The 26,489-nt window shown below is 53.8% G+C and carries 24 protein-coding genes and 3 pseudogenes; 17 read left to right on the top strand and 10 right to left on the bottom strand.

Annotated features, from left to right (window positions below; all coding sequences use genetic code 11):
* Nucleotides 1-147 precede the first annotated feature (147 nt).
* Nucleotides 148-564, bottom strand: a complete 417-nt coding sequence (locus GOW48_RS14545; protein WP_170754883.1) for a MerR family transcriptional regulator — start codon at nt 562-564, stop codon at nt 148-150.
* Between the two features lie 72 nt (nt 565-636).
* Here GOW48_RS14545 and GOW48_RS14540 point away from each other — a divergent pair, with 72 nt between their 5' ends.
* Both GOW48_RS14540 and rsgA read left to right on the top strand, forming a co-directional pair.
* Complete coding sequence (locus GOW48_RS14540; RefSeq protein ID WP_170754881.1) at nt 637-1,272, top strand: cation transporter; 636 nt, start codon at nt 637-639, stop codon at nt 1,270-1,272.
* Nucleotides 1,273-1,663: 391 nt separating this feature from the next.
* Nucleotides 1,664-2,581, top strand: a pseudogene (rsgA, locus tag GOW48_RS14535) (ribosome small subunit-dependent GTPase A).
* Here the strand turns inward: rsgA and GOW48_RS14530 are convergent.
* Complete coding sequence (locus tag GOW48_RS14530) at nt 2,535-2,912, bottom strand: hypothetical protein (protein WP_269149609.1); 378 nt, start codon at nt 2,910-2,912, stop codon at nt 2,535-2,537. The pseudogene rsgA and the gene GOW48_RS14530 overlap by 47 nt on opposite strands.
* Before the next feature lie 691 nt (nt 2,913-3,603).
* Here GOW48_RS14530 and GOW48_RS14525 point away from each other — a divergent pair.
* Entirely contained in the window at nt 3,604-4,353 is a 750-nt protein-coding gene (locus tag GOW48_RS14525) for a site-specific integrase (protein WP_170754879.1), read from the top strand.
* 150 nt (nt 4,354-4,503) lie between these two features.
* On the opposite strand, the gene GOW48_RS14520 is transcribed toward GOW48_RS14525, so the two are convergent.
* Nucleotides 4,504-5,385, bottom strand: a complete 882-nt coding sequence (locus GOW48_RS14520; protein WP_170754877.1) for an AraC family transcriptional regulator — start codon at nt 5,383-5,385, stop codon at nt 4,504-4,506.
* Between the two features lie 161 nt (nt 5,386-5,546).
* On the opposite strand from GOW48_RS14520, the gene GOW48_RS14515 reads away from it, so the two are divergent.
* From GOW48_RS14515 to GOW48_RS14490, 6 genes are all read left to right on the top strand, one after another.
* Nucleotides 5,547-6,500, top strand: coding sequence for an SDR family oxidoreductase (locus GOW48_RS14515; protein ID WP_170754875.1), 954 nt, complete (start codon nt 5,547-5,549; stop codon nt 6,498-6,500).
* 372 nt (nt 6,501-6,872) lie between these two features.
* Nucleotides 6,873-7,433 (top strand): recombinase family protein, encoded by a 561-nt coding sequence (locus tag GOW48_RS14510; RefSeq protein WP_170754872.1) that lies wholly within the window; start codon nt 6,873-6,875, stop codon nt 7,431-7,433.
* Nucleotides 7,434-8,650: 1,217 nt separating this feature from the next.
* Nucleotides 8,651-9,364: a DUF6629 family protein gene (locus tag GOW48_RS14505; RefSeq protein WP_170754870.1), complete on the top strand. Its 714-nt coding sequence runs from the start codon at nt 8,651-8,653 to the stop codon at nt 9,362-9,364.
* A gap of 131 nt (nt 9,365-9,495) precedes the next feature.
* Nucleotides 9,496-9,837 (top strand): copper resistance CopC family protein, encoded by a 342-nt coding sequence (locus tag GOW48_RS14500; protein WP_331251814.1) that lies wholly within the window; start codon nt 9,496-9,498, stop codon nt 9,835-9,837.
* A gap of 2 nt (nt 9,838-9,839) precedes the next feature.
* Nucleotides 9,840-10,706 carry a copper resistance D family protein gene (locus tag GOW48_RS14495; RefSeq protein ID WP_170754869.1) on the top strand — a complete coding sequence of 289 codons (867 nt, stop codon included), beginning with the start codon at nt 9,840-9,842 and terminating at the stop codon, nt 10,704-10,706.
* 11 nt (nt 10,707-10,717) lie between these two features.
* Nucleotides 10,718-11,152 (top strand): c-type cytochrome, encoded by a 435-nt coding sequence (locus GOW48_RS14490; RefSeq protein WP_170754867.1) that lies wholly within the window; start codon nt 10,718-10,720, stop codon nt 11,150-11,152.
* 98 nt (nt 11,153-11,250) lie between these two features.
* Here the strand turns inward: GOW48_RS14490 and GOW48_RS14485 are convergent, their stop codons facing one another.
* From GOW48_RS14485 to GOW48_RS14470, 4 genes are all read right to left on the bottom strand, one after another.
* Complete coding sequence (locus tag GOW48_RS14485) at nt 11,251-11,577, bottom strand: potassium channel family protein (protein WP_170754865.1); 327 nt, start codon at nt 11,575-11,577, stop codon at nt 11,251-11,253.
* A gap of 31 nt (nt 11,578-11,608) precedes the next feature.
* Complete coding sequence (locus GOW48_RS14480) at nt 11,609-12,835, bottom strand: HlyD family secretion protein (RefSeq protein ID WP_170754863.1); 1,227 nt, start codon at nt 12,833-12,835, stop codon at nt 11,609-11,611.
* The gene (locus tag GOW48_RS14475) at nt 12,828-13,166 is read right to left on the bottom strand and encodes a hypothetical protein (RefSeq protein WP_170356634.1); all 339 of its coding nucleotides are present in this window, start codon (nt 13,164-13,166) and stop codon (nt 12,828-12,830) included. Before GOW48_RS14475 ends, GOW48_RS14480 begins: the two co-directional genes overlap by 8 nt.
* 695 nt (nt 13,167-13,861) lie before the next feature.
* Nucleotides 13,862-14,509: a glycine-rich domain-containing protein gene (locus GOW48_RS14470; protein ID WP_170754861.1), complete on the bottom strand. Its 648-nt coding sequence runs from the start codon at nt 14,507-14,509 to the stop codon at nt 13,862-13,864.
* A 350-nt stretch (nt 14,510-14,859) separates the two neighbouring features.
* Between GOW48_RS14470 and GOW48_RS14465 the strand changes: the two are divergent.
* From GOW48_RS14465 to GOW48_RS14455, 3 genes and pseudogenes are all read left to right on the top strand, one after another.
* A pseudogene (locus GOW48_RS14465) lies at nt 14,860-15,135 on the top strand (DDE-type integrase/transposase/recombinase); the annotation flags it as partial.
* Nucleotides 15,136-15,356: 221 nt separating this feature from the next.
* Entirely contained in the window at nt 15,357-16,817 is a 1,461-nt protein-coding gene (locus tag GOW48_RS14460; protein ID WP_170754859.1) for a catalase, read from the top strand.
* Nucleotides 16,818-16,942: 125 nt separating this feature from the next.
* Nucleotides 16,943-17,182 (top strand): hypothetical protein, encoded by a 240-nt coding sequence (locus tag GOW48_RS14455; protein WP_170724733.1) that lies wholly within the window; start codon nt 16,943-16,945, stop codon nt 17,180-17,182.
* 222 nt (nt 17,183-17,404) lie between these two features.
* Here the strand turns inward: GOW48_RS14455 and GOW48_RS14450 are convergent.
* Together GOW48_RS14450 and GOW48_RS14445 are read right to left on the bottom strand one after the other, a co-directional pair.
* Nucleotides 17,405-17,602, bottom strand: a pseudogene (locus GOW48_RS14450) (integrase core domain-containing protein); the annotation flags it as partial.
* A gap of 79 nt (nt 17,603-17,681) precedes the next feature.
* Nucleotides 17,682-19,256, bottom strand: coding sequence for an arylsulfatase (locus tag GOW48_RS14445; protein ID WP_170754855.1), 1,575 nt, complete (start codon nt 19,254-19,256; stop codon nt 17,682-17,684).
* Nucleotides 19,257-19,413: 157 nt separating this feature from the next.
* Here GOW48_RS14445 and GOW48_RS14440 point away from each other — a divergent pair, with 157 nt between their 5' ends.
* On the top strand, nt 19,414-20,313 hold the full coding sequence (locus GOW48_RS14440; RefSeq protein ID WP_170754853.1) for a LysR family transcriptional regulator: 900 nt from the start codon (nt 19,414-19,416) through the stop codon (nt 20,311-20,313).
* A 334-nt stretch (nt 20,314-20,647) separates the two neighbouring features.
* Here the strand turns inward: GOW48_RS14440 and GOW48_RS14435 are convergent, their stop codons facing one another.
* A complete protein-coding gene (locus tag GOW48_RS14435; protein ID WP_170754851.1) occupies nt 20,648-21,964 on the bottom strand; it encodes a SagB family peptide dehydrogenase in 1,317 nt (438 codons plus the stop codon).
* A gap of 26 nt (nt 21,965-21,990) precedes the next feature.
* Between GOW48_RS14435 and GOW48_RS14430 the strand changes: the two genes are divergently transcribed.
* The 4 genes from GOW48_RS14430 (at nt 21,991) to GOW48_RS14415 (ending at nt 26,486) form a co-directional block, all read left to right on the top strand.
* Nucleotides 21,991-23,277 (top strand): cytochrome P450, encoded by a 1,287-nt coding sequence (locus GOW48_RS14430; protein WP_170754849.1) that lies wholly within the window; start codon nt 21,991-21,993, stop codon nt 23,275-23,277.
* Nucleotides 23,278-23,427: 150 nt separating this feature from the next.
* Nucleotides 23,428-23,658, top strand: a complete 231-nt coding sequence (locus GOW48_RS14425; protein ID WP_170754847.1) for a hypothetical protein — start codon at nt 23,428-23,430, stop codon at nt 23,656-23,658.
* 14 nt (nt 23,659-23,672) lie between these two features.
* Entirely contained in the window at nt 23,673-25,940 is a 2,268-nt protein-coding gene (locus GOW48_RS14420; RefSeq protein ID WP_214648670.1) for a TOMM precursor leader peptide-binding protein, read from the top strand.
* A 24-nt stretch (nt 25,941-25,964) separates the two neighbouring features.
* Nucleotides 25,965-26,486: a hypothetical protein gene (locus tag GOW48_RS14415; RefSeq protein ID WP_170356624.1), complete on the top strand. Its 522-nt coding sequence runs from the start codon at nt 25,965-25,967 to the stop codon at nt 26,484-26,486.
* The last annotated feature ends 3 nt before the right edge of the window (nt 26,487-26,489 follow it).

Genomic DNA, 26,489 nt, shown 5'->3' with positions numbered 1-26,489 from the left:
GGTCGCCTCATCAGGCGGGCACCTATGCCGGATTAACGGCGGCTCTGGGCTCAAACCGCTAATTCGCTACGCCCCATCCCAACAACCGCTGCGCGGACTTAGCTGCCGTTAACTTTTAGCGGTCAAATGTCCGCTTCCCTCGGTGTTCTAGTGGTCTCTGTCGCACAAGCCGTGGTCGGCCAACGATGCTAATACGTAGCAGTCTTCGGAAACGCCTTTACCATTGCAGCCCTTCGATATCCGGTTGAGTTCTTTTTCAAGTGTTCGGAGGCGTTTGATCTTGGTGCGGACCTCTTCAAGTTGAGATGTTGCGATATCCGTCGCAGCCTCGCACGACCGGTCGGGGTGCTCCTGCAATTCGATCAGCGAAGAAATTGCTTCAATTGAAAACCCAAGATCACGCGCATGGCGGATGAAGCTCAGCCGCTCTAACCCAGCTTGGTCGTATCGTCTTTGGTTGCCTGACGAGCGCTCTGCCTCGGGCAGTAGTCCCATTTCCTCGTAATACCGGATGGTCGGAACTTTGACCTTTGTGCGCTTAGAAAGCTCGCCAATGGAAAACATGAAGAAACCTCTTGAACCTCTAGTCACTAGAGACATTACATCTTGAACAACCAAAGATGAAAGAGGATTCCCATGGCTGGTTGCTGCGGACATGACGCCAAGTTTGACGGTGTTTCAGATGACTACAAAAGACGGCTTTGGATCGTGATCGCGCTCAACGCGACGATGTTCTTTGTCGAGATGACAGCGGGTCATTTGGCCAAATCCCAAGCGCTGCAGGCAGACGCACTCGACTTCGCAGGCGATGCGCTCACCTACGGCATTTCGCTTGCTGTTATCGGGGCCTCTCTCCGCGCAAGAACGAATGCAGCACTGTTCAAAGGCATCAGCCTTCTGATGATGGGCCTTTGGGTGTTCGGATCGACTGTCTATCGCGTCTTCTATGTTGGCGTTCCAACTGCAGAGATCATGGGGGGCGTCGGCTTTCTCGCGTTGCTTACCAATCTAGCAAGCGTCTTGCTTTTGGTCCGCTACAAAGATGGTGATGCCAATGTTCGGTCGGTTTGGCTGTGTTCGCGCAATGACGCGATTGGGAACGTGGCAGTGATGTTTGCAGCACTTGGTGTCTGGGGCACGTCAACAGGTTGGCCTGATCTTGTCGTGGCAACCGTCATGGCCGGGCTCTTTCTGTCGTCTGCTTTCCAAATTGTGCGCCAAGCCTTGGCTGAGCGCCGGGAAATGACCGACCATAAGCACGCGGAAGCATGATGCAGCCGACCAAGCGCAAAAACAGACCTTCGCCATAGCGCGGCTTCTTGGGAGGTATTGGCTCGAAGTAGTTATTCGCGAAATGACTGCTCAGCGCACAAAAGCTGACATAGTCTTTTTCCTGTTGAATTGCCGCTACGGTAACCGAAGAAGAGTTCCAAATCAGCCGTCAACTGTTGTGTTGTGCACGCGTTCATCCTATGTGCACATAATCTGAAATGGAGATTTCATGTCCCGGTAAGGAAGGGAGGCAGCGCGCCTCCCGGAGCACATTCAACATCTGAAGAAACACTGTCACATTATGGCCGACGGTGAGGTTTGATGTGAAAACTTTTTTCTCACCAACAGCGCCCAGATCAGACTTGGGCCAGAGACATGAAAGTGACACCCCATGATAAGGGATTACTCAGACTTCCTTCCGCTTCGCGCACGCAACGCCGGAAGACACTCCGACTTCAACCCTCTTCAAGCATTGGGATGGCAACCGTTTTTCGCCCAGCAGATCAGCGTAGAAGATTTGTCGGTGACACCGCCCGTTCGAATTGTCGAAGTGCATCGCAATGGGCTGCACGCCCTCGGTGACGGCATCGATACGATACTTCCTCCCAGAGCCGATGTAACTTTAGGGGACTGGCTGATGCTGGATCCTTTGCGCCCGCGATCCAGTCGGGTTCTAGAGCGCACGAGCCTCATCAAACGGCCTGCGCCCGGAACCGACTGGCAGGAACAACTGATCGCGGCGAACATTGATACCGCCTTTATCGTCACGTCCTGCAATCAGGATTTCAAAGTGGCCCGGCTGGAACGCTATGCAGCTCTCACTTTTGAGGCAGGGATCACGCCTGTCATCGTCGTCACAAAGACCGACCTCCTGACGGACTCGCAAAGCTACATCGACTCGGCTCGCACGGTGTCGGACATGATCGATGTGGTCGCACTTTACGCCCGCGGAGACGCGCCCCGGACAAAACTTACTTCTTGGTGCAGGCCCGGCAAGACGGTGGCGTTTCTCGGCTCATCTGGCGTTGGGAAATCGACGTTAGCCAATGCATTGCTCTAGAGCCAATCCATCGAGACCCAATCTATTCGCGAGGACGACGCCAAGGGGCGGCATACGACAACGCGGCGCGAGCTCCATGCGATGCCCAATGGATGTCTGATACTGGACACCCCGGGTATGCGGGAATTGCAGCTCACCGATGCAGCTGACGGCATTGATGATCTCTTTGCCGACATTCAGGAGTTGGCCGTGCGGTGTCGATTCAGGGAATGTCCCGCCCGAACCCGCGCACGCGAATTTCGTCCTTGATCGTCAGGTTCCGTTCGAGCCGCGCAACCGTGACGAAGTTCAGGTAGAGCATCGACAGCTCCGCCAACGCCGGAAGATGCGATTGCAGGCAGATGGTGGTGCGACACGGATCAATGCCCACGGCCAAATAGTCCAGCGCTACCTCCATTACGCTGCGCCGGACTTTTTCCGGGTCATTGGCGTTGTCGGTTAGGGCTTGGGTATCCGCCAGCAACAGAAATTGTTCATGACTGTCCTGATAGCGCAGCCGATTAGCAAGCGAGCCCGCATAGTGCCCGATGTGAAGCGGTCCCGTGGTGCGGTCACCTGTAAGAATGGTTGGTCTGTTCATTTGCGTCTTCTTATGAAAAGGGAGACGGCGCATCGGGAAGCTCGGAAAACAAAAGGCCGCCCATGCGGCGGCCTCGGAATACGTTTGGTCATCCGGCCGCCCTGTCAGGAGGCCAGCCACCAAGTCATTGAGATGATCGTAGTGTTTTCCATAGAACACTGGCTATCGGCTGCGAGATTGCTCGTCAACCAAATGGTGGAAAGCGCTCACTGCCGACCTCGGAGACGGCGCAGCTTCGGCTCACTGTGAACAGCTAAGCACAATCAAGGACGTCCCAAAGCGGCCATTTGCGCCAGCCGCATCGAAGGTCTGGTTTGAGCCCGTAGCGGCCATTGCATAACCTCGCGCTAACTTCCGCTGGTCGGCAAGGAGGCAGAGACCATTGTGTGACCTCTGCCTCATCACTTCATCTATTGAAGGACTTAGCAACAGCATCGGTTGATGCCTTCACGGCCTCGGGCTTGTAGTAGAAGTCCACATGGGAGAACTCATCAAACGCCAATTCCTCATGCTCATTGGTCAACTTCTCGACAAACTGCGTTGAACAAGGGGCCGTGAATGCTGAGCTGCTATAGATAGTCAGGGACGGCTGCACGATCTTGTCGGCATAGGCCTACCAACGCTATCCCTAAGCACAGTCAACAAGGCCTTGGGAAGGCTGCAAGGGATATGGAAGTGGGCAGACAAACAGTTGGACGAAGAGGTTGCCGACATTTTTGGGCCGATGAAGATAGCTGATAACAAAAACGCCAGAAACCAACACGACCCGTTCAGCAAAGAGCAACTGCAGACCATCTTCAACAGCCCACTGTACACGGGGTGCAAATCAAGGCGGTTCCGCACAGTGCCGGGATATACAGACTTGAGCAATACCAGTTGGTATTGGCTTCCACTGCTCGGCCTATGGACTGGCGCACGTCTGAACGAGTTATGCCAGTTGAACGTTGCAGATATCGACCATGAAGAGGGTATACCCCTAATTCGGGTCCAAGAGAGCGACGAAGACCAACGCGTCAAGTTCGGCAAAAGCAGACTTGTTCCCATACACCCCGAGTTAGTTCGGCTTGGCTTCCTCCGCTTCGTACAGGCTCAAAGACAGACAGGGCACAAGCGACTGTTCCCTGAACTAAAGCTGGGAGCGACAGGTTACTACTCAGATCAGGCCAGCAAAGACTTTAACCGCTACATCGACAGAATTGGTGTGAAGACGGCCAAGACCTCTTTCCACTCATTCCGCCATAACTTCAAAGATGCATGCCGTCATGCTGGTGTGCAACCTGACACCAATGACATCCTCTTGGGTCATAAGCTGCCCAGTATGGCAGGGCGCTATGGCGACGGCAACGTACCTTTGCCGGTGCTAACCGAAGCGATCTGCAAGATTAGGTACAGAGAACTGCGTTTAGAGCACGTCAATGGGTACCGAGGAGCTGGAGGCTGAAGTTGGGGACAATGCGGTCGTTTGCTGCAACTAGCTTTAAGGCCCACTTTGCGGACAAACCCGTCATTCGGTGCTGCACGCCCAGTGACTTTTGCACCACTCAAATCGAACATTCGCCAGAATTGAGCTATCGGGTGCACTTTAGGTCAATCATTCTGGCACCTGCACCGCGTTGCTCCATTGCCGGGGCGATTGGCCGTACATCCTTTTGAACTCGCGGCTAAACTGAGAGGAGCTTTGGTAGCCTACATCCCACGCCGCCTCCGACACGGTCTTCCCTTCCGCGATTTTCATGGCGGCGTAGTTCAGACGCATGGATTTCACGAACTGTATCGGGGACATTGTCGTGGCTTCTTTGAACCGCCGATGGAGTACCGCGCGGCTCATGCCGACATGGTTGGCCATGTCGTCGATAGTGACCTGCTTGTTCTGGTGGTTCGAGAGGTAGTCGATGATGCGCGCAATTTCGTTGCCGACGCCAAAGGCCCTCCTTGCGGCGGCCCCGGCCTCGCCCATGAGCACCGCGTAACAAAACTCTCGCATACGCCCCTGTCCGAGCACCTCCAGATCAACCGGATTGTCGAGCAACTCGATAAGCCGCAGCAGAGCCTGCGTGAAACCAACATCCCAGGACGCCAAAGCTAAAGCCGATGGCGCGCAATCCCGCGATTGTTTGTTGCCAGCAGCGGCGGTCTCAATTTCCATTGTAAGCTCCCGCATCATCCGTGGCTCCAGCGCAATCACCACACCGAGCAGAGGATCTTCTTCGGACGCCTTTGGCGTGCCCGCCTCCACTGGTAACGTCATGGGGCACAGCAGGTATTTGTCGCTGCCATAGACATGGTGCTCACCGTCAAGAACAGCTTCCTTGGTGCCACTGAGAATAGCCACCACCGTTGGCTGGTAGACAGCAGGCATGCAGGGCACAGCCTCGGTCACCCGGAAAAGCTGAACGCCTTTCAACACGGTATCGACGAGGCCTGCCTCTGGCAGACGGCGCTCGATAAGGTTTTTGATCTGTGCTCTGCTCATGCACTCTAGCTGGCAGAGGACTTTCATCTTTGCAATGGAGTTGAAACGATTGGGCAAGTAATCGAGAGGATATCGTCTGTTTGCGTGCCAAGTCAGGTTCTATCTATGCTTTCAAACAACAGCACTTCAATCCGCCGGTTTGGGCTGGCAGGAGACAGAAAATGGTAGATACGACATTCGGACCCAAAGGTTGGACACCCGCGCGCCTCGGCGACCAGTATGGTAAGACCTACATCATAACTGGCGCTAACGCGGGCGCAGGCTTTCAAGCCGCGCGCATTCTCCTGAAGAAGAACGCTAAGGTGGTGATGCTGAACCGCTCAGCCGAGAAATCTGAGGCGGCAATCGCGGACCTAAAACAGGAACTCGGTGCGAAAGCTGATGTTAGCTTCATCCGCATGGACCTGTCTGTTCTGGCCAGCGTGCGCGAGGCGGCCAAAGAGGTCCTGAAGACTGTGCCCCGCATCGACGCACTGATCAACAACGCGGCCATCGCGCAGGTGCCGACGCGCAATCTGACCGTCGACGGTTTCGAAAGTCAACTTGGCACCAACCACTACGGACATTTTCTACTGAATGGCCTGCTTTTTGATCGCATCGCGGAAAGCAAAGGCCGGATCGTGGTCGTCGCGAGCCTTGGCTACAACCTTGGGCTCAAGACCATCAAATTCGACGATATGAATTGGAATGAGGGTTATGGCGCTAATACCGCATATTCGCAAAGCAAACTGGCGCAGATGATGTTTGCCTACGCATTGCAGGAACGTCTGGCCGCTGTGGGGCGCAAAGATGTTGAAGTCTTCGTCTGCCATCCCGGCTCATCGGCGACGTCTCTGATCACAACAAGCGGCAGCCGCACGATGCGTTTCATCTGGTGGCTGATGACCAAAACGCCGATGGTCCAGACCGCAGAACAAGGCTCATACCCCGAAGTCATGTGCGCTACCGAAGGGGCATTGACGGAGCAGCGCGCCCTCTACGGTCCGACGGGCCGCATGGAAGCGGTCGGTCCGGTCGGCAAAGGGACACTAAACGCTCATGCCCATGACAAGGTTGTCATGTCGCGCCTCTGGGGGGTGTCCGAAAAAGCCGTTGGGTTCGAGTGGAAACTCTGACAAATTTATAGAAGTCGACTGCCAGTGCACCGGCCCGGAAAGCGGGCATAGGTGCGATGTGCGGCATCGGGCGGGATGGGCTCAGGGCGGTTATTCGCGGCATACAGCTTCAATGTCCGCTGCTTAGGCCGAACTTACTGTGATGTTTTGTCGAATTTTTTCGAGCTCGTATCTATAGTTCTGGACAGGCTGAGTTCCCCCATGGGGTAGTCAGCATACGTCCTGGCCCTTTTGTTTAGTATTGCTGTTTCACAAGGCCCTGCCCCAGAGGCACAACTGGCACACACGCAAATTGTGTCTCACATAAATTGATTTCGGGTTTTGAGACAGTATGCATTTCAATATTTAGGACTTTGAGAGACGGAACAGATCATGCTTGTTGGCTATGCTAGGACTTCCACTTTGGATCAAACGGCTGGGCTTGATGCTCAACTAAGGGAACTGGAAAAAGCCAGGTGCGAGAAGGTACTCACCGAACAGGTATCCTCAGTGGATGTGAGAGCGCGTGAGAAGCTCACAGAGGCGCTTAACTTCATTCGAGAGGGTGATCACCTAGTAGTCACCAAATTGGACCGTCTGGCGCGCTCCATGGCCCACCTGATGGAAATCCGCAGCCAGCTTGACGCCGTCCGGGCGCACCTAACGATCTTGGGTCTAAGTCTCGACACGTCCACTGCCCAAGGCAAGCTGATGTTGAACCTGTTGGGAAGCGTGGCCGAGTTTGAGCGTGAGATCATGCTGGTACGTCAGCGTGAAGGAATTGCCAAGGCCAAAGCTGCCGGAAAGTACAAAGGACGCAAGCCAACCGCATTGGCAAGGTCGGACGAGGTGCTTACTCTGGCAGGCGAAGGCGTCGGCGCTACCAAGATTGCCCAAGACCTCGGTATCAGCCGTGCATCGGTGTACCGGATACTCAATGCAGGTCAAAGCTGACCGCTGCCACCTTAGTTGTTAGTTGGCTGGACAAGTGCCGATCTGAACCTGAACAGATGCATGCTCATGCCGGGTCATCTATCTTCTTTGCAAGTCATGTACATTTGCGCCGATACTGGCTTATCCCTCCCTCAGTTGAGCAAATAAACCGAGCGGACAGATTGCAAAAACGTGATCTGTCTGCCGCTGCACGGATATAGATTGGATTAGATACAAGATGTGTATCCGAGCCTAATAGGTATGTCTGACATATACATTTAGTACCGATACTTAGATGCACTCTTAAGTATCACATGCTTAGTATAATCCTTACTGTATTACCTGAATATGCATATTAATGCTCTCGATAGCAGATACTAAATGCAGATATTTATTACCAGTATGCATATACTAAAGATGTACATAATATGGTTTGGTATATAGCAAAGTTTAGTACTAAGTTACCTATGCAGTGCAAATCAGCCAACGTAAACCGAATAGGTTAGCGATAGTAATCACTATGTTAATGCACCTTGTATAAACACAGTACGGTCATTAACCGTATCTATTTATCTTTTAATAGCTTCGACACTGCACTCGGTTAAATTCTGTAGTTGAAAACCCACGAGCGAAAGCAGCCTCACAACCAAGTCAAAGAGACTGCATCAGGTACAGAACAGCACGTTGACACTGACTTGTTCTATAACTGGAATGCAATTGAGAGACCTTCCTTCGTGAGACGAACTGTATGGCGTTGTCACGGGCGCTCCCGTGCAGTAGCGTCCAGCCCCATGGTCATCCGGCGATAGTCACTTGTGCTATTTGTTAGCGTTCTAGTCATCCTGACCAGCCTTGGCAGCGTCGCTCACGCTCTATCAAATGGTTGCGCTGGCCTTCACTGTCAGGACCATATGCATCCTGCTGAACACTCTGCAGTGGAAAAGAGCAGCGGGGACATCTCGGCTCCAAGTAATCACCATGACCCAGATAGTTCAGGAACTGGAGAGTGCAATCCCTTTCCTGCCGAGTATCCGACAGGTTTGTGCCCGCATTTCGCAACCCGGATTGCAGAGTCCGAACCGACATTCCCAATGCTGCCGCTGTTTCCGGAATACCAAATTCGTAATCTGCAAAGTCAAAAGGCCGCTAAAAGCCGACCTTGTGTGCCTATAGTGAGATGAAAAGCTTGGCTGCTACAATCACCGACATATGATGCTGGCTAAAGATATATGTACTGAATGGAGTTAAACATGTGCTTTTCAGCTACGGCAAGTTTTGTCGCGGGGGGAATATTGTCCGTTGCCGGTGCAGCTACCATGATTTCTGCATGCAGACAGAAGTTGGGGTGTGGCCTAATATTCCTGTCATCTTTTCCGTTAGTTTTCGGTTTACAACAAAGTCTTGAGGGTTTGGTCTGGCTCGGGATATCCGACCAATTGTCTTTGAGACTTTTAACGATAGTAAACTATGGCTTCATTTTTTTCGCGTTTTTCTATTGGCCTGTTGCTGGCCCAACTGCAGGTTTTCTGATCGAAAAGCGAAAGTGGCGTAAACACTTATTCGGTGGACTTATCATTGGTGGTTTGGCTGTGGGAACTTACCTTATGTTGAACGCAATCAATCACCCCGTACTTCCCACCTCTAGCGATGAATGGGGAGGGCATATTTTGTACCTACAAGGTATGACCCTTATCCCAAACATCCAATACATTTACTTCTTTACTGCATGTACTGCGCTCGCTGCCTCATCGAACCCCACCGCTTTCAAGTTTGGCCTAGCGCTTACAGCGTCGTTTTTGGTCACGCTCTTCGGTTATGAATTGTTTGTTCTACCTTCGGTGTGGTGTTTCTTCGCTGCGCTTTGCAGCATCGTCATTTCCTATGACGTTCTTCGAGGTAAGACTGTACAATACTTAGAGGAGCAGAGTGATGATCTCCGGGCCATTGTCTGACGGACGTATTGCGGGTGCTGTCAGACCAATTCGAACCAGTCTCAGTTTGCTGCGGAAACTGCGAACCTATCCGGTGATCGCGTGCATTCGTGAAATTCAACGTGCCAACGGGATAAATTGAGGACTGGACCGTGAAAAAGATCATAACGCTCGCACTCATGGTTGCTCTTCCCAGCGGCGTGCTGGCGCATTCCAAGGTCGAAGAAACAACCCCTGCCAACGGAGCAACAATAACGGCTGTGCCCGCTGAAATTGGCCTCAACTTCTCTAAGGACATCCGGCTGACACGGATAGAGATGGCCCATGAAGAACACTCGGCAGTAAGCCTGGATTTGGGCGACCAGACAAGTTTTGGTCAAGAGTTCACGATCCCGCTGCCGAGCAATGGAACGGGCACCTATGTCATCGAATGGCGTGGTTTAGGTGAAGACGGCCATGCGATGCAGGGCGAGTTTTCCTTTACCGTGGAATGAGCATGCCAGATATTTGGGGTATTGCCGCAGTCTTCGTAAAGCTGGGGCTCTACATCGGCTTTGCGGGCTCCACCGGGCTTATCATTGTTAGCTGCTTCTATTCCGGCTTTGTCGCCCCGATACACCGAGTAATGAAGCGCCAAGCTAGGGCCTTAGCGTGCCTTGCTCTCGCCGCAACGGCAATTGGCTTCATGCTTCGTGGAGCCGCCTTAACAGGCGGAGTTGACGGCATGGTCGATCCAGAGATGCTTGGTCTACTTTGGCAGACATCCGTGGGTGACGTCCTTGTTTACCGCCTTGTAGGCGCAGCGATGATCATTGTGGGGCTGTCTGTTCCTCGCGTTGGTCTACCGATCGCACTGTTGGGTGGCACAGTGGCATTGTGGTCCTTTGCTCAGATCGGGCACGTGCCCGAACTAGAGAGTTTTGGCGTTCAACTCTTGCTCCTGTTGCACCTGCTATGTGTAGCCTTCTGGGTGGGCATCTTTAGCCCGCTGCGGAGTATGGCTCTCATGCCTGAACACCTGTCAGATGCTGCTGAATTAGGTCATAGGTTTGGGCAAACTGCTGCATTGGTTGTGCCGACTTTAATCGGTGCGGGCCTATGGATTGCTTGGTTAATTGTCGGCAATCTCCAAGGGCTCTTGTTTACTGGCTACGGGCGGGCACTGTTGCTCAAAGTGTTTCTTGTGGCGTTGCTGATGATCCTCGCCGCTGCCAACAAGCTTCGATTTGTTCCCGCCATGCAAAGTGGAGAGGCTAAGGCAGCGCGGCACCTCGCCCGATCTATCGAGGCGGAGGCAATAGTCGTATTAGTGGTTTTGGCGACAACGGCGACACTCACCAGCGTATTAACACTTCCGAGTTAAGGTAGGCAGAAATGAACAAACACCTGTGTACACTCGCTATATGCAGTATTGGTACTAGCGTCGCTGCAGATCATGAGTTGATAGACAGAGACCTTGCGAATGGGCAGGAACTCTACGCAGAGCACTGTGCCTCATGCCATGGAGTTAATCTGGAAGGCCAACCCAACTGGCAAACACCCGACGATGACGGAGTGTTACCTGCACCACCACATGACGTGACAGGGCACACATGGCACCATGATAACCAGCTACTGTTTGAGTATACCAAACAAGGTGGAGCAGACGCATTGGCAGCACGTGGTATTAAAGACTTCAACAGTGGCATGCCCGGCTTTGAAGGCACCCTGACTGACGAAGACATATGGGACGTGCTGGCCTACATACGCTCCACTTGGCCCGACGATGTTCAGCAAATGCAGGCCAGCCGCAACCTTCCGCACCAGTAGAAGGCTGTAGGCCCAGTTTGCCGACATTACACTCGCTACCTTACGCCAGCGGCAATGTGCGGATGCGCAATCTCAATCGACTAGTTCAGCCTAAAAAATTAGAACTCTGCCGTCATCGCGGTCTCGACGGCATGGACGCCTATACCGACAATAATTCCGACAAAGATCAGCCCAACAAATGCGTTGATAACGGCCAAAGCCCGGCTCGCAGGTTTCTCAGGTTTAATGTCGCCGTAACCTACCGTGGTAGCGTTTATAAACGCGTGGTAGAGGCTCGATCCAGTTGACCAGCCTTCGATCTTGCCAATCGATATCCCCAGTGTGCTAACCAGAACCAATAAAAACACAATTATGGGTGACAGGTAGATTAGGTCGTAAAAGAAAACCGATAGAAACGTGCAAATGTAGCTGGCGTCGCAACCCATAGCGAAACTTTACCTCTCTGCCGGTTGGGGCCTAGTTGAATACCAATGTCTTCACCGGAAGCAGGATGGCTTGCGCACGCAAGACAATTGCATTTGCTATACCCATGCCATCCACAATTCTTGCAATGAAGGCGGACAGGCCTGTGATCTCACCAGCGTCGATTTCCTTTGCTCGGCTCGTATAAGCAACGCCAACGCACGCACTACCGGGCGGGATGCTATCAAGATGCTCTGGAAAAATAGGTGCTAGGAACGCTGTAACTGTACCGGGTCGCGCTCGATCCTGCTGATCCAGCAGCGCATCACCCGGTCGGAACTGCCCCGCAGCAATCGCCCCTTGCACGTCATCCACAACCATCGGGACGATGGTCAACGGTTTAGACGCGCAGGTAATTTCCACCAGCATACCCGGCTTTAGTACACTGGCAGAAATCTGACCAAAAGCCGCGATAAAACGCCCCTGCCCCGTGACCTCAGGCACTAAAATCCCGGCAGGGCGTAGAATTGGGTTAACGATATCGCCCGGCTTAAGGAGGAACTGAGTTACGGTCCCATCCACCTCGGCAAACACAGTGGATTTTGATATCTCGTTCTCCGACTCGCTCAAAACCGCACGTGCAGTTTCAAGCTGGGCAGGTAGAAGAGTGGTTTGGCGCAATTTGGCACCATCCAGCGTGGCCTTAGCGGCAGCACGCTGACTTTCCGCGCCGGACACTGCTGTTTGCAAGCGTTCCAGTTCCTGCTCACTAACAACGGAGTTGTTTCGCTCCGCCAGCTCCAGACGTCGCTCCAAATCGCTCGTAGCCTGTGCAAGGTCAGCTTCCGTCGCCTCCACCCGAGCGGTGGCGCTCGCGACTTCCGTTGCGGTCAGGCCCAAGGCCGCCTCAATCTCTTCGATACGACGCTGAGCAGTTTGCGCTGCTGCCTCCTGCCGTGTGGTGTCCAGTCGGAAAATGGCCTCGCCAGCTAAAACGTCTTCATTATTGGCAACATAGACTTCCGCAACCCGCCCCGCGCGATCCGACAGAATAGTAATTGTGCGAAACGCCGCAGAGACATTCCGCGTTGAGGGGTGGAAATAGAAGATCACCGTGATCAGCGTCACAGCCAATATTGCACAGGCGGTCAAACCCCACCGCAATTCATACCAGACATTGAACAGGGTTATTTCGTGCCCCCAACGCTTGCCTTGCTTATAGCGGCGATACAGATAGTCCGGGACGATTGTGATCAGTGCAGAGAAGACCAACTCAAGCATCGTCGCTCTCCGAGACGTCTACTTCGGTCTTGAGTGGAAAGATTTCATGCAACGGCACGGCGGCGATCAAAATAGCCGCGATCCAGAAAGCGTTGTTCAGGGTGAAGAGAGAGATCAACCCAAGCACACCGACCAACTGCATTTGGACCTTATGAGCACCTGCCGCCATGCGGTCTGGAATGGCCTGTACGGTGAAGTAGAGTGCACCAAAACCCAGCAGCACTATCACTAGAACCAATCCGACAACGATCAGAAACCCGTCTGTCTCCCCCGGAGGTGTTACCCAGAATGGGAGCCTCGCCATCGCCTCATCAGAAATAGAACTGTTCACCTGTACCCCCAAAAATCCAAGTGATCACATTCGAATATAACTGATTGAAATCAAAAAGACCAATCTCGCTGCAGATGGCGAAGTGGCTTTGATACGGCTTGGTACCGCGTGATTAAGGTTGTTGGCGAGCAGACCTGCACACAACCGCTCCACATCGTTCGCAACACTTCAAAATGGAAAAAGCAGTAGGTCTGAACAGTAGACCAAGCAGGGCAGTAAAGAGGTTTGCACGCTTTGATTTGCACAGCTTGGCGGAAGAGGTTGTGCATATTAGAGTGTGACACTAAGGTGAGACACACTGCAAACCAACGCGCTGCAATAGTGTTTACTATCAGTGCATTAGGCGTTCGGCGGCGTTTCCCCTAGGCTCCACCAAAACCTAACTGGAAAATCCTCCATAGTTCTTCCATAAATATGCGTGTTTCTTCCATTTTCAGGCTGACGCGGCGTGTCGCACCTGGCACACGATTTTCATCACCCTCTATCGGCCCGGCTGTATCAATTGGCTGGGAACGCATCGTTGCAGGTTTGATATTTGAGATTTTTTGTCAATCTTGCGCTGGTCGTTCTGCGCATGATTTGCGGCCTCGCGGATCGGATTGGGGTTTTTGGCTAAACCGATCAAGGGCGAGTTTGTCATTCTTTGAGCGTGCTACGACCCTGAGCAACCGTAACCAGCATGCACGACTTACGGCTCAATCGCCGCAACCACCGCCATCGCCCGAACCACAATCACCTGCATCGTCGTCGGCAAACGGGTCGCCGCTTTCAAATATCAGCGTGAGTTCACTTGTCGACGTCAGGCTGTTGAGGGCAATCACAAAACAAACGACCGGTACAGTCAGCCAAAGAAATCCAAATAGTAGATTGTCACTTTGCACGATGGAGCTACCGCCGATGCAAATGAACACCGCCAAGAAGATCAACATCAGAAAAGTTCCAAGCCTGTCTTTTTGTCTCCAGATCCCTTTTGGGGGCGTTCCGAACAGGGCCGAATAGGCTTTGACGGTGGCCTTGTAGTCATCCAGATGTTGCGCGCCCAGGCTACCAGGATTGTGGTGCACGGGCTTGCCCAGCTTCTTGCAAAAGACATCCCAATAGTCGCGACTGTGCTGCATATGCAAATGCCACACCAAATCCACCGCCTTCGAGGGCACATTACGCTCGTGCCGTGTAGCACAAAGATACATGAATTTTTGATATTCGGCGATCGCTACTTTGGCGGTATCGAGAGAGATGCGGTATTCGTCCATCAGTTGTTCAATGAACGGTTTGCCTGCAGCATCATCAGGCATCTTGTGCGTCTTAATCAGCTCCCATAGCTGAATATTGAGAGAGGTCATCGGAGCCTCCTGTGTTTTCTCTTTTTCAGTTTTTGGCTAACGCACAAATATGACAAGTATGTGACACGCTGGTTCTCACGGGCTGCGCGGACACTGCCGCTACCTGAAGCCGGGAGGACCCCGCCGTGTAAACTCCAGTTGCCCTTGAGGGAACGGTGTCCTTCTCAGGGTCTTTGCTAGCATCGCAACCCGTCAGGTCAGCTCCGATCGTAGGTGTGTGAGCGGCAGACGAAACAGATGACTCGCTTAACATGGGAACGTTTGTCCCGCTGAAATCATAACCATCCAAAAATCATAACCATCCAAAGCGTCAGGACAGCCTCACGCGGCTTTGTCCACACCAAGGTGGAAAGTATCGGCGTGTCGTTCGCGAAATCAATCATCGTTATGATCCGCATTTTGACGGCATTCGGCACATCGACCGAAAGTGGCGAAACAATCTGATCGAGAGTTATCATGCCGCCATGAAAAGACTGTTTGGATACCGCCAAAGCTTTCGCTCTTTGCGAACGGCCAAAGCGACCCTAAGCGGCCTGGAGACCCTCAAACAAGGCCACATTCGTCACAAACGATCAGGCATTCTTGGAGAGCGCCAGTTCATCGCAAAGCTATTCGAAGCCGCGTAGTTCATCGACGCTCGCCCGCGCAAATCCAGACCAAATAGATTAATGCAACAGTCCCCTTCGTCAGCTTGTAAGTAAGCTACATTTTGGACTTTTATTCAAAAATATTTTTACACAATTTGATCCCTAACACGTGTTTAAAATGCGACCATAAGTTGAATTTAGCCCGGTTCACAAAATTTCCCCTGACGATAGCTTCGACGCACAAATAGAGGAGAAAGTGAATGGCTAAGAAACCTAAGTTAACCACCGCATTCGGGGCCCCGGTCCCTGACAACCAAAACATCATCACAGCAGGTCGTCGCGGCCCCGCGTTGCTGCAGGATGTATGGTTCCTTGAAAAAATGGCGCATTTTGACCGCGAAGTGATTCCGGAACGCCGCATGCACGCCAAAGGTTCCGGAGCGTACGGAACGTTCAAGGTAACCCATGACATCACTAAATTCACTCGCGCCAACATCTTTTCCAAAATCGGAAAAGAGACAGAGATGTTCGTTCGATTTTCAACCGTAGCGGGTGAGCGCGGAGCGGCAGATGCTGAGCGAGACATTCGTGGCTTTGCCATGAAATTCTATACTGACGAAGGCAATTGGGATCTCGTCGGCAACAACACCCCGGTCTTCTTTTTGCGCGATCCGCTGAAATTTCCCGACCTTAACCACGCGGTCAAACGAGACCCGCGCACAAACATGCGTAGTGCAGACAACAACTGGGATTTTTGGACTAACCTACCTGAAGCCCTGCATCAGGTCACCATTGTGATGTCGGATCGTGGCCTACCCGCAACCTATCGGCACATGGACGGTTTTGGTAGCCACACATTCAGCCTGATCAATGCAGACAACGAACGCTTCTGGGTCAAGTTCCACTTCAAAAGCGCGCAAGGGATTAAGAACCTGACCGATGCCGATGCAGCTGAAATCGTCGCTGCAGACCGTGAAAGCCATCAGCGTGACTTGTATGACAACATCGAGCAGGGCAATTTTCCGAAGTGGACGATGTTTGTGCAAATCATGCCCGAGAAAGAAGCGGGCAGCTATCACATCAACCCGTTCGATCTGACCAAAATCTGGCCCAAAGCGGACTATCCTCTGATCGAAGTTGGTGAGTTCGAGCTGAACCGGAACCCCGAAAACTATTATGCGGAGGTTGAGCAGGCCTCGTTCGCGCCTTCCAGCGTAGTACCAGGCATCGGATTCTCACCGGATAAAATGTTGCAGGGGAGGCTGTTTTCCTATGGTGACGCAGCTCGCTACCGGCTGGGCGTGAACCATTCGCAAATTCCGGTCAACGCGCCGCGTTGTCCTTTCCATTCTTATCACCGCGATGGCGCGATGCGGGTCGACGGCAACTATGGGTCTACTCTGGGTTATGAACCGAACATGTTCGAAGAGTGGCAAGAACAGCCCGATTTTTCCGAACCGCCCTTGTCGCTTGAGGGTCAGGCCGATCACTGGAACCATCGCGAGGATGAAGACTACTACTCGCAACCCCGTGCCTTGTTTCAATTGATGACTGCAGATCAGAAACAACAGCTGTTTGACAACACTGCGCGAGCCATCGCTCCGGCTCGTATCGAGATCAAGCACCGTCACATCCGTAACTGTCATAGGGCCGATCCGGCCTATGCGCAGGGCATCGCGGACGCGTTGGGAATCAATCTCGGCGATGTTGCAGACCTGTAACGACACCCGGCCCGGAGTGCGCTACGCAGTCGGGCTTTTCCACAAATTTCAGGACTTTCTCTATGACAAACTCTCACGACCGTCTTTCAATAAACCGCCGCACCCTTTTGGCAGCGGGGTCCGGAATGACCTTAACCGCAGCTGTCCCGGCAGCCGCGCTAGCGTTTGATACGCCGAAGGATGACTTGTACCATCAAGTTGCAACTCTGATTGAGGAGCTTGAAAGCGATCATGGCTCGGGGCTTGCTGCTGTCAACTGGTCGCGACGCCATATTGCCAATAAATTGCGCGCGGCTTTGAATCTACCAGTTGAGAAACCCGTGTACGATGCTGACTACACAGAGTTCTATAAGAAAACACTGTAGGCGCGACTTGAGGGCAGAGCTAATTGTGTCCGTCAGCTAGTCTTTCTAGTTGCTGCGGACCGCTCTGCCGACATGCTCCTTGGGCTTTCGTCCGAGACTTGACACACCTTGTGCACACAAATTCTTGCTTACCGCATCGCAGAACTTTGAGCTTCCCCCCAATTATTGGACAGTCTGCGGCGTAGATTAAGCTACTTTTTGCTCCTGATGATTGGTTTGGTTTTATTCCTTTCGCAGCCAATAGATCACGGCTGGTGGCTTGCCGCCAAGAGCGGAATGAGGACGCTTTTGGTTGTAAAACTCGATCCATTTCTCAACGCCCGCTTTTGCATCTGATCCGGTCTCCCAGACGTGCAGGTAGACGCATTCGTATTTCAACGACCACCGGAGCCGCTCGACAAAGATGTTATCGAGGAAGCGAACCTCCGTCAGCAGGTGTTTCCCGCGAGTTCTATTAAGGATCGGGAGACAACGACTGGTGCCTCCCGAGAATTGATTTCTACTGTGACATCCCGCCTTCGGTCGAAATCTGTTCTTCAACGTGAGACTGATTGGTTATGTCCGAACCCCGCGGAGGATAGTCCTTGAACGTAGATAGGTGGTTTTGGACGATTTTGGCAGCAGGACCAAAGGCCCACATTTTGTTGCCCATCCACCGTGTATACATCCCCGACTCTTCGGCCGCTTTTTCGTAGGGATCGCGACGCAGGTTGAACAGCAAAGGGGCGTTCAGCTCCTCTTTTGGCCCTGCCCAACCTTCGGTCTGGATCGTAAAATGTGCTTTCCAATCGCCATGGCGCACGGCTTGCAGATCGGGGCCCTCATAGTAGATGATCTCTTCCCGGTTACTCTCCCCCTCACCAGTTAGGAACGACAGTTGGTTGTACCCATCCAGGTGCACCTGATAGCCCTCGTAACCCTCCAGCAATGAACCGGTCAGATCATCGGGCCCGCCAGCAGCGGCAACAAGGGTGGGCATCCAGTCAAGACCGGCAAAAATACCGTTGCTCACAGTTCCGGCAGGAACTTTACCGGGCCAGCGAATGATGGCGGGGACGCGGAAGCCGCCTTCCCAGGTAGTGCCCTTTTCGCCATGGAACGGCGTTGTTCCACCGTCCGGCCAGGTCATGGTTTCCGGTCCGTTGTCAGACGTAAAGACCACAATAGTGTTGTCCGAGACCCCCAATTCTTCCAGTCGCGCCATGACTTTGCCCACGTTGTCGTCCAGCTCTTTCATCACGACGTCCTGCAGGCCGCGCCCGTCACCCAGCATGGCCTCGTATTCGGGGCTCAGATGCGTCCAGACGTGCGCGCGCGCCGGGGCCATCCAGACAAAGAACGGCGTTTCGCTGTCGACTGCGCGGTCGATGAAGTCCAGCGTGTGGGCTGTCACTTCGTCGTCCAGCGTCTTTTGCCGCTCGGGCGGGGCTGGACCATCGTCGATGATGCGTTGTTTGCCAACCAAACCCCAACGCGGATCTACCGTTTCATCGACTGTATCCGTGGCATAGGCATGAATGATGTTCCGAGGGCCAAATGTATCGTTGAAGTTCTGGTCCTTAGGCCAGTCTGGATCGGATGTGTATTCCATCGCGTTCAGATGATAGAGCCAGCCCCAATATTCATCGAAACCTTTCACCGTCGGCAAGAATTTATTCATATCTCCCAGGTGGTTTTTGCCAAATTGCCCGGTCGCATAGCCCAGAGACTTCAGCATATTGGCCAGGGTTGGATCATCCTCGCTCAGACCTTTTTCAGGGTCTCCGGGCAGGCCGACCGTGTGCATTCCGGTACGTACCGGCAACTGCCCGGTGATGAAGGCGGATCGCCCGGCAGTGCAGCTTGGCTGCGCGTAGTAATCCGTCAGACGCATACCGTCGGCGGCCAGTTGATCAAGATTGGGGGTTTGGATGCTTTTCACACCCTGATGATAGCTGCCAAGACTGGCCCAGCCGACATCATCGGCCATAATGACAAGAATATTGGGCTGGTCGGTTTCGGCCAATACCGGCAGGGCACAAACCGTCGCCGTGGCCAGCGTGGCGGATACCGCAATAGATCGAAGAGCGAACATTGTTACCTCTGTGGACTTAGAAAAAGATCTCGATGGTGGAAATATCGAAGGGTCCATCAGGGATAGCGATTGAGACATTCTTGTCGCAACAGAGCTTTACCATGATTTCATATTGTGAAATCTAAAACACGAAACTTGAAATGAAATTGGCCGCACGATGAACGAAAACGCATTGACCGCCTTTCTGGTATTAGCGGAAACCGGCAGCTTTCAAAATGCGGCTCGTGTGATGGGTGTCTCGAACGCGTCCTTGTCCCGCTATGTCGGGCAGGCTGAGGATCAAACGGGCCTTGTTTTGTTCCATCGCAGCCGCAACAGCAGCACATTGACACGCGCGGGGCAAGAATTTCTGCCAATTGCGCAGGCGCTCCGTGAAGATTTGAACCGCTATGCAACTCGCGTGGCTGGATTGCGTGAATCCGGGCCGGGCACTTTGCTAATTGGGTGCGGGCCGCTCACCACAAGAACTTTGATCCTGCCTGTCTTACGCGTCGTGCGACGGGCGGTACCTGACCTGCGTTTCCGAATTCTGGTAAGTGCCTACGCGCGTCCACTAGACTTATTGCAGGCGGGCGAATTCGACGTGTTCCTCGGCGATCTGACTTACACACCCGAAGCCGAAGACGTCGAGATCATGGTGATGGAGAAGCAAACTATCCAATTCGTCGCTCATCGAGACCATGAGATTCACCAGCGCGGTCCGCAAACCATGGCAGGTATTTTCGACTTTCCCTTTGCGTCACCGCATCTGCATAAACACTGGAAAGCTGCCCTGACGAAGGCACTTGGTGGCGGTGTTGAGGCCGTCGAAAAGGTCAATTCACAGCCGCATATCGAATGCGACGACTACAACCTCCTGACCGGGCTGTTGGCGGAGCCTGACTTCGTGGTGGGAGGGATGCCGGACTCGTTCGCGGAACTGATCCGCACAAAGACTGTCAGACCCGTGTCGATGAAACAGAATTTGACTTGGAACATCTGTGCGGCGCGCAAGTCGCAGAACACATCTGCCGCAGTTGAATTGTTTTGGAATGAGCTTGTTAGTTATAGGGCATGATCGGAGAGCCTGCCGTGCTCTCACCGCAACGCCCAGACCGTAAATCTCTTCAGCTAACGGAAGGGGTACAGCGCCTCGAGTGTTCTCAATCAGCCGGAACATGTTACGCAACTGCATGTGCTCTTCTGGCAGCGCCAGTGGCCCCTAAGGGTCAAATTTTCTGACACGCAGCAGTGCCGGTGTTTCACTGGATAATTTCATTGCGCAAACCGTTTTTTCAAAGGGGCGGGCCACATCGATTGCATCGGCTCATCAGTATTGTTTCGGTTAAAGGAACTGATAGGTGGTTTGAAACAGACGTGGCCAGCCAAATTCTGCGGGGGTCGTCGGCCGCTTAGTCGATTGATCCAATCATCATTTCCCCAACCAAAGGCATATTGTGTAGGTCACGGCCGCTAACAGCCGCGAACGCAACCGAGTTTGCCGTTCCCAGAGGACAGGTCGCCAGTTTCATCGCCGTACCCACAAGTTGGATGTTCTGATAAACCGCGCCAACCTCTTTCAACACCAACGCGTAGGCCAAATCGCCATAGGCCGCTCGGACGGCAGTCATATCCGCAGAGAGCAGTAGCAGAACTTGCGTATGTTCAGAGCGGTTTGCCGACGCGGCGGCGTCCTTCAGCATGCTACACAACAGGGCGTTAACTTCTGCGATCATGTTAAGGCCATGCTCAGCACTGTCATAGACGTACAGACCGGCTTCTAGACCTTCGCAACGATTGACCAAAAGATACGCGGTCAACGCGTAAAGGCCGCCTCCGCTCGGATAAGAATGGTGTTGACCCAACGGATGGAAACACCGGAACAACAACTCGCTCAATTGATCCTTCGCAATTGGTGTGCGCCCTTGTTCACGGCGGCTCTGGCGATTGCGGGACACCACGGTGAACGGAGGATCACCTGCGGCAAGGGCGTCTACATCATGTTTCGGCAGGACTATTTCCGGGTCATTGCCCGGGGTTTGGGTTGGGCGCTGCGCTGCTCCGGTTTTGCCAATATGCGCGCGGGTGAACCCTAGGCGGGTGCGCTCGACAAATAGGGTTTCGTGAACCGGCGCAGCGGGTTTTTCGTCGCACTCCAGCAAACCGCACCAAGCAAACAGGCAGATAACAGCCTCGAAAACTTCCTGCTCAATCTCGGGCACACTGTTTGCTGCATTTGCGGAGTCTGATCCGGCAGAGAGCTCGAAAATCAGCGGTGACAGTTTGGCGTCCAAAAGTTGCATCGAAGCCCAGCTTCCTGGTACCCGCGCCTGCAACCCTTGCTTTTGCGGAGACAACAGTGTTTCACGAGACAGCCTAAGACTGTTTTTAGGCGTGAAATTCGGAAGGCCCGAGACAGGGGAGCGTTGCGGAACACAAACCGCGATAGGCTTGTCATCCTGCATAACGAACCGACAGAGAAACCCGCGTTGATCCAGACGAAACAAAAACGATGCACAGACATCCTCTGCCTCCGGGTTTCCGGATACGAAATTCGTGAGGTCTGTTTCACTCATAAAGCCCAGCGCAAGCTTCTGGGCAAGCGTCACATGGGCATCGTCTGTCAGGTTGATCGACCCCATCGGACTATTGAGCCTCGTTTCCCCCGCTATCGTTTCCAGCAGAACATCAGGCGCCAGCCCATAGGCCCAGATCGTCGGTCGCTCCATCATATTCCTCCTGCCAGGCTATCGCCGTGACTTTGCCGCCCGGCCCGGTTGGGGCTCAACACGCGCGTCTGAACGCACAGTTCTTCCAACGCAGCCCGCTGACGTTTCTGGAATACCTGTTCGACACCTTCGGTAGCGTGTCGCAATTTGACCTGGGTGCTGGCCCGATCGTCTTTGTGCACGACGCCGATATGGTGCGAGCGTTGCTTCGATTTCACGAGGCTGACCTGCGTAAGCCCGACTTTTTGCGAGATTCGAATACAGGCTATTGGGGCGACGGCCTGACAACACTGAATGACCCCGAGACTTGGCGGGCTCGACGACAGGTTTTGCTGCCGTTGTTTCGCAGCAGTCTGCGCGCACCTCGACTGGCTTTGGTAGCTGAGCTTGCACATGAAACCATAGCGCGCTGGAAAGGCGGTGAACAGATTGACCTGCCCCACGAGGTTCGGTTGCTGATCAGTCGCCTCGCAATGCGCAGCGTGTTGGATGCCGACGTTCAGGGCTTTGGTACGGACCACAGGCGCAGTGGACTTGTGACCATGCAAGAAGCCTATGGCGAGGATTTCACCGCAACCCTGAGACATGTCACTGGAGCACTGCAGATGACGCGTCCTCGTGCGCCCGCGCGCATGGACAATGTGGTTGCCCTTATCCATGCGCGGTTTGACGAGTTTGTCGATCGCGGTGACATTCTGTCGGCATTGGTTGCGGCCCAGCGCAACGCGCCTGAAACTCTGTCTAGGCAAGATGTTATTGGCGAGATTGTTCAGATGCTGTTTGCCGGGCATCTCACGATTCCATTTGCCTTGACCCAGTTTTGGCGCGATGTCGCCAGCCACAAGTTGCATGAAGGGCTGCATGCCGAAGCGACGGCTTTTGATGAAGAGAAACGCCTGAACGTTGCGACCCTTGGCGCAAGCGATACGGTGGCAATCCTTCGCGAGTCGATGCGCCTGTCGCCCCCTGCGCCTATTCTCTACCGAGAAATCGCCAAAAGCCTTACGCTGCATGACTATCAACTGCCTGAAGGTCTTGGGGTTTGGATCAGCCCGGAATTGCTGCATCGGGATCCTCGTTACTTTGCTCAGCCATCCCAGTTTCAACCCGACCGCTTTGCCGCGGGCCGCGTAAAGCCCAACTCAGCCAAAGCTTATATTCCTTTCGGGGCAGGTCCAAGAGTTTGCGTCGCGGCCGCTCAGTCACTTTTGCAGATGGCCGTTATAATTCAAGTAATTGCGCAAAAATACAGCCTTCGCCCGATAGCGGGGACAGAAGGTCAGTTTGAAGTTCTAAGCAGAAACCAAACCTGAATTTAGACATGTAGATGAACCGGTTGTGAACAAGACAACAGAAACCCAACTCGCACCTTGATCGACTCCTTAGCCTGTGAAAAGGTTAACAAAACGCTAAGGCCTAATGCAGATTGGCAGAAGGCGACCTAAAATAGGGAGGGATGTTCCATGACAGCACCAACAAATGAAGACTGGGGCAAAATGCACGCCAAGGCTTGGAAAGACCCAGAGTTCCGGACGCTGCTAGAGCAGGACCCGACCTCAGCGGTCAAGGCGTATGGCGAAGAGATCGGCAAAACCTTCACTCAGATCGTAAACGTCGGCGACCGGCCAGACGGTGTGCATGACGATGATTTGCATGAGCATAACACCGCAGTCGCTCCGCCGGCGTGCTGCTAAGGGCATGGGCCCCAATGTATGCCAGTGCCATTGCGGCACCGCGGTTTAAATCAAGCCTAGAGGCGATCGTTGTCCCGGAAGAGGGCTTGTACCTTTTCAGCCACAAGGGCCATGTTTGCCTGACCAGCCCAATTTTCTCGGATCTGGCACCATTGCTGGACGGGTCTTTTCTGGTTGACGACATATTTGACCAACTGTGCCGGCGCTATGTCAGTGCCGACATATTCTCAGCGTTGGACATTCTGAAACAGCGCGGCTTTCTAGCTGAAGATACGGCCTCCATCCCCCGCGAGCAGCAAGCCTTCTGGGAATGCGCTGGGGCATTGCCGTCGCAAGCGGCGGAACGTCTAGCAAACGCGACGGTCGATGTAATCTGCGACGATGGAACTGCCGAAGATCTGCGCATGTTGCTTGAAAGGAACGGGCTTTGTGTCGCGGATCGCGGTGAACTGAGTGTCGTTGTTGCAGACGATTACCTAAACCGGGACTTGGCCGAGTGGAACAAAAAGGCCGTCGCAGAACAAAGACCATGGATATTGGTTAGCCCTGGCGGAATGGAAAGTTGGCTGGGCCCGGCGTTTGTTCCGAGCGAAACCGCATGTCTCGAATGTTTGACGCAGCGCCTTCGGTGGCACCGCAGGGTCGATACCCACATTGGTCGTCTAAATGGCTTGGACAAAGCGCGGCTGGCCCCGCAAGGTAGTCTTGCCGCGTCAAAATTTGCGGCCTTGGCCGAAATCGCGACGGAAGTAGCGCGCTGGATCGGAACAGGCCGACCAGCGATGTTGGCCGACCGAGTGATCAGTACAGATCATCTGTCAATGCAACGAAAGACCCATGTTCTGACGCGTCGCCCTCAATGCCCGGTATGTGGCGATCCCGCACAGACGCAAACGACACCCGATAGACCGGTTCTGCGATCCCGCCCCAAGCTGCAAGGAACAGATGGCGGGCACAGATCGCGCCGCCCCGCCGATATTCAGGCTGCTCTGGACAGGCATGTCAGTCCGATCACCGGTATTGTCGGCGCGCTGGAACCAGGTATCCGCAGCGGGCCAGACGGCAGCCCCGAGTGGATCACACCGACTTATTCCGCCGATCACAACTTCTCGGATTTGCACGACAGCAAGTTCTTCCTGCGCGAGGGTCTGCGGCGACGGTCTGGCGGCAAGGGGCGCAACCCCAAACAGGCTCGCATTAGCGCGATAGCTGAGTCATTGGAACGGTACTGCGGAGTGTTCGACGGCTCGGAACCTCGGCATCTTGCCCGGTACCGGGACCTAGACACGGCGATCCTGCCAAACGCGTGTCAGGGCTATAGCGCCCAGCAGTTTGCGGATCGGGCCGAGCTTAATCGCAAGACGCACAAGGCCTATTGGGTGCCTGAACCTTTCGACCCTGAGGCACAAATCGAATGGACACCGCTTTGGTCATTGGGAGAAGCGCGCATACGCCATCTGCCGACCTCCATGTGCTATTTTGGCTATCGAGGACCCGACCCAAGTTTCGGCCGCGCCGACTCTAACGGCTGTGCCGCCGGCGGAACACTGGAAGAAGCCATTCTGCAGGGGCTATTGGAGCTGATCGAACGCGACGCTGTCGCGATCTGGTGGTACAACCGGCTGAACCGGCCAGGCGTCGACCTGGCCGCTGCGCGCGACCCTTACGGTCGTGACCTGTCTGCGCACTATGCCCATCTGCATCGAACCCTCACGGTGGTAGACGTTACAAGCGATATCGGGATCCCAACTTTTGCAGCGATATCGGCCCGAACAGACAAACAAGAAGAAGACATCATCTACGGCTTTGGTTGTCACCTTGACCCAGAGATTGCCCTGTCGCGAGCTTTGACGGAAATAAACCAATCCCTTGAAGCCGTTCCTAAAACGTGTGGCACAACCATGCAGCAAAGCTATCTTGGCAATTCGGATGCAATAGATTGGTGGCGCACAACACGGCTGCATGAGGCGCGCTACCTTGTGCCCGACGAAACGCAGCCCATGCTTGCGCTGGACAGAACGCGCAGCCTCGCAGCTGACGACGTGCTTGTGGATATCCAGACCTGCCTCTCACGTTTGAAAGCAAAGAACATCGACGTTCTGGTACTGGATCAGACCCGACCGGACGTGAATTTCCCGGTTGTGCGGGTCGTTGCACCGGGCTTGCGCCACTTCTGGGCCCGGTTCGGCACCGGACGGCTTTATGACGTTCCCGTAGAGCAGGGTTGGCTTGCTGAGCGGACGCAAGAGAATGACCTGAACCCGCATGTGATACAGTTTTGACCGCAACCAAATAGGAATTCGGATATGATCAGCCCTACCCCTTTTGACTATGCCCGCCCTTTCGACATTATGATCGGGATGTGGACCGGTCATTCGATCGTCTACGATAACAAGGGTGAATACCTGTACACTGGCCCGAGCATCCTGACCATCGACTGGAAAGAGCCCGGGAAGGTCATGCACTACCGGCAGGAAGACCTTGGCAGCCTTGACCAACTGATCCAGGAACACGAACACGGAAAAGCCCTTGAAGACCTTTTTGTGCTGCGAGAATTTGAACTGCAGGTTGATGGCAAATCGTGCCAATCGATTACTGGCGCGGTCAAGGTCCACGGTGTCGAAAGCTCACCGGGGACGTATCTGTTCCACCTCAATTTTCCGACCGGGGACTACTACAACAACCAGTATTTCCTGAATCCCAACCAACGGCGCATTATTGGGCCTTTTGTCCCGCGGGATGAGGAAGGTAAAACCAATGGTTTTCAGTTTGTCGTGTCGCAGACCTTCGAACGCATCTCTTATGATGTCCCCAAGGACGCATTCTGACAC

The organism is Ruegeria lacuscaerulensis, assembly GCF_013033355.1.
GTDB lineage: Bacteria > Pseudomonadota > Alphaproteobacteria > Rhodobacterales > Rhodobacteraceae > Ruegeria > Ruegeria lacuscaerulensis_A.
This window is presented reverse-complemented; position numbering and strand designations above follow the sequence as displayed.

What these genes read in the sequence shown, in the direction of transcription:
- GOW48_RS14545 (WP_170754883.1), bottom strand. Translation starts at nt 564, where the DNA reads ATGTTTTCCATTGGCGAGCTTTCTAAGCGCACAAAGGTCAAAGTTCCG.
- GOW48_RS14540 (WP_170754881.1), top strand. Translation starts at nt 637, where the DNA reads ATGGCTGGTTGCTGCGGACATGACGCCAAGTTTGACGGTGTTTCAGAT.
- GOW48_RS14530 (WP_269149609.1), bottom strand. Translation starts at nt 2,912, where the DNA reads ATGAACAGACCAACCATTCTTACAGGTGACCGCACCACGGGACCGCTT.
- GOW48_RS14520 (WP_170754877.1), bottom strand. Translation starts at nt 5,385, where the DNA reads ATGAGCAGAGCACAGATCAAAAACCTTATCGAGCGCCGTCTGCCAGAG.
- GOW48_RS14515 (WP_170754875.1), top strand. Translation starts at nt 5,547, where the DNA reads ATGGTAGATACGACATTCGGACCCAAAGGTTGGACACCCGCGCGCCTC.
- GOW48_RS14510 (WP_170754872.1), top strand. Translation starts at nt 6,873, where the DNA reads ATGCTTGTTGGCTATGCTAGGACTTCCACTTTGGATCAAACGGCTGGG.
- GOW48_RS14505 (WP_170754870.1), top strand. Translation starts at nt 8,651, where the DNA reads ATGGAGTTAAACATGTGCTTTTCAGCTACGGCAAGTTTTGTCGCGGGG.
- GOW48_RS14495 (WP_170754869.1), top strand. Translation starts at nt 9,840, where the DNA reads ATGCCAGATATTTGGGGTATTGCCGCAGTCTTCGTAAAGCTGGGGCTC.
- GOW48_RS14490 (WP_170754867.1), top strand. Translation starts at nt 10,718, where the DNA reads ATGAACAAACACCTGTGTACACTCGCTATATGCAGTATTGGTACTAGC.
- GOW48_RS14485 (WP_170754865.1), bottom strand. Translation starts at nt 11,577, where the DNA reads ATGGGTTGCGACGCCAGCTACATTTGCACGTTTCTATCGGTTTTCTTT.
- GOW48_RS14480 (WP_170754863.1), bottom strand. Translation starts at nt 12,835, where the DNA reads ATGCTTGAGTTGGTCTTCTCTGCACTGATCACAATCGTCCCGGACTAT.
- GOW48_RS14470 (WP_170754861.1), bottom strand. Translation starts at nt 14,509, where the DNA reads ATGACCTCTCTCAATATTCAGCTATGGGAGCTGATTAAGACGCACAAG.
- GOW48_RS14460 (WP_170754859.1), top strand. Translation starts at nt 15,357, where the DNA reads ATGGCTAAGAAACCTAAGTTAACCACCGCATTCGGGGCCCCGGTCCCT.
- GOW48_RS14455 (WP_170724733.1), top strand. Translation starts at nt 16,943, where the DNA reads ATGACCTTAACCGCAGCTGTCCCGGCAGCCGCGCTAGCGTTTGATACG.
- GOW48_RS14445 (WP_170754855.1), bottom strand. Translation starts at nt 19,256, where the DNA reads ATGTTCGCTCTTCGATCTATTGCGGTATCCGCCACGCTGGCCACGGCG.
- GOW48_RS14440 (WP_170754853.1), top strand. Translation starts at nt 19,414, where the DNA reads ATGAACGAAAACGCATTGACCGCCTTTCTGGTATTAGCGGAAACCGGC.
- GOW48_RS14435 (WP_170754851.1), bottom strand. Translation starts at nt 21,964, where the DNA reads ATGGAGCGACCGACGATCTGGGCCTATGGGCTGGCGCCTGATGTTCTG.
- GOW48_RS14425 (WP_170754847.1), top strand. Translation starts at nt 23,428, where the DNA reads ATGACAGCACCAACAAATGAAGACTGGGGCAAAATGCACGCCAAGGCT.
- GOW48_RS14420 (WP_214648670.1), top strand. Translation starts at nt 23,673, where the DNA reads ATGTATGCCAGTGCCATTGCGGCACCGCGGTTTAAATCAAGCCTAGAG.
- GOW48_RS14415 (WP_170356624.1), top strand. Translation starts at nt 25,965, where the DNA reads ATGATCAGCCCTACCCCTTTTGACTATGCCCGCCCTTTCGACATTATG.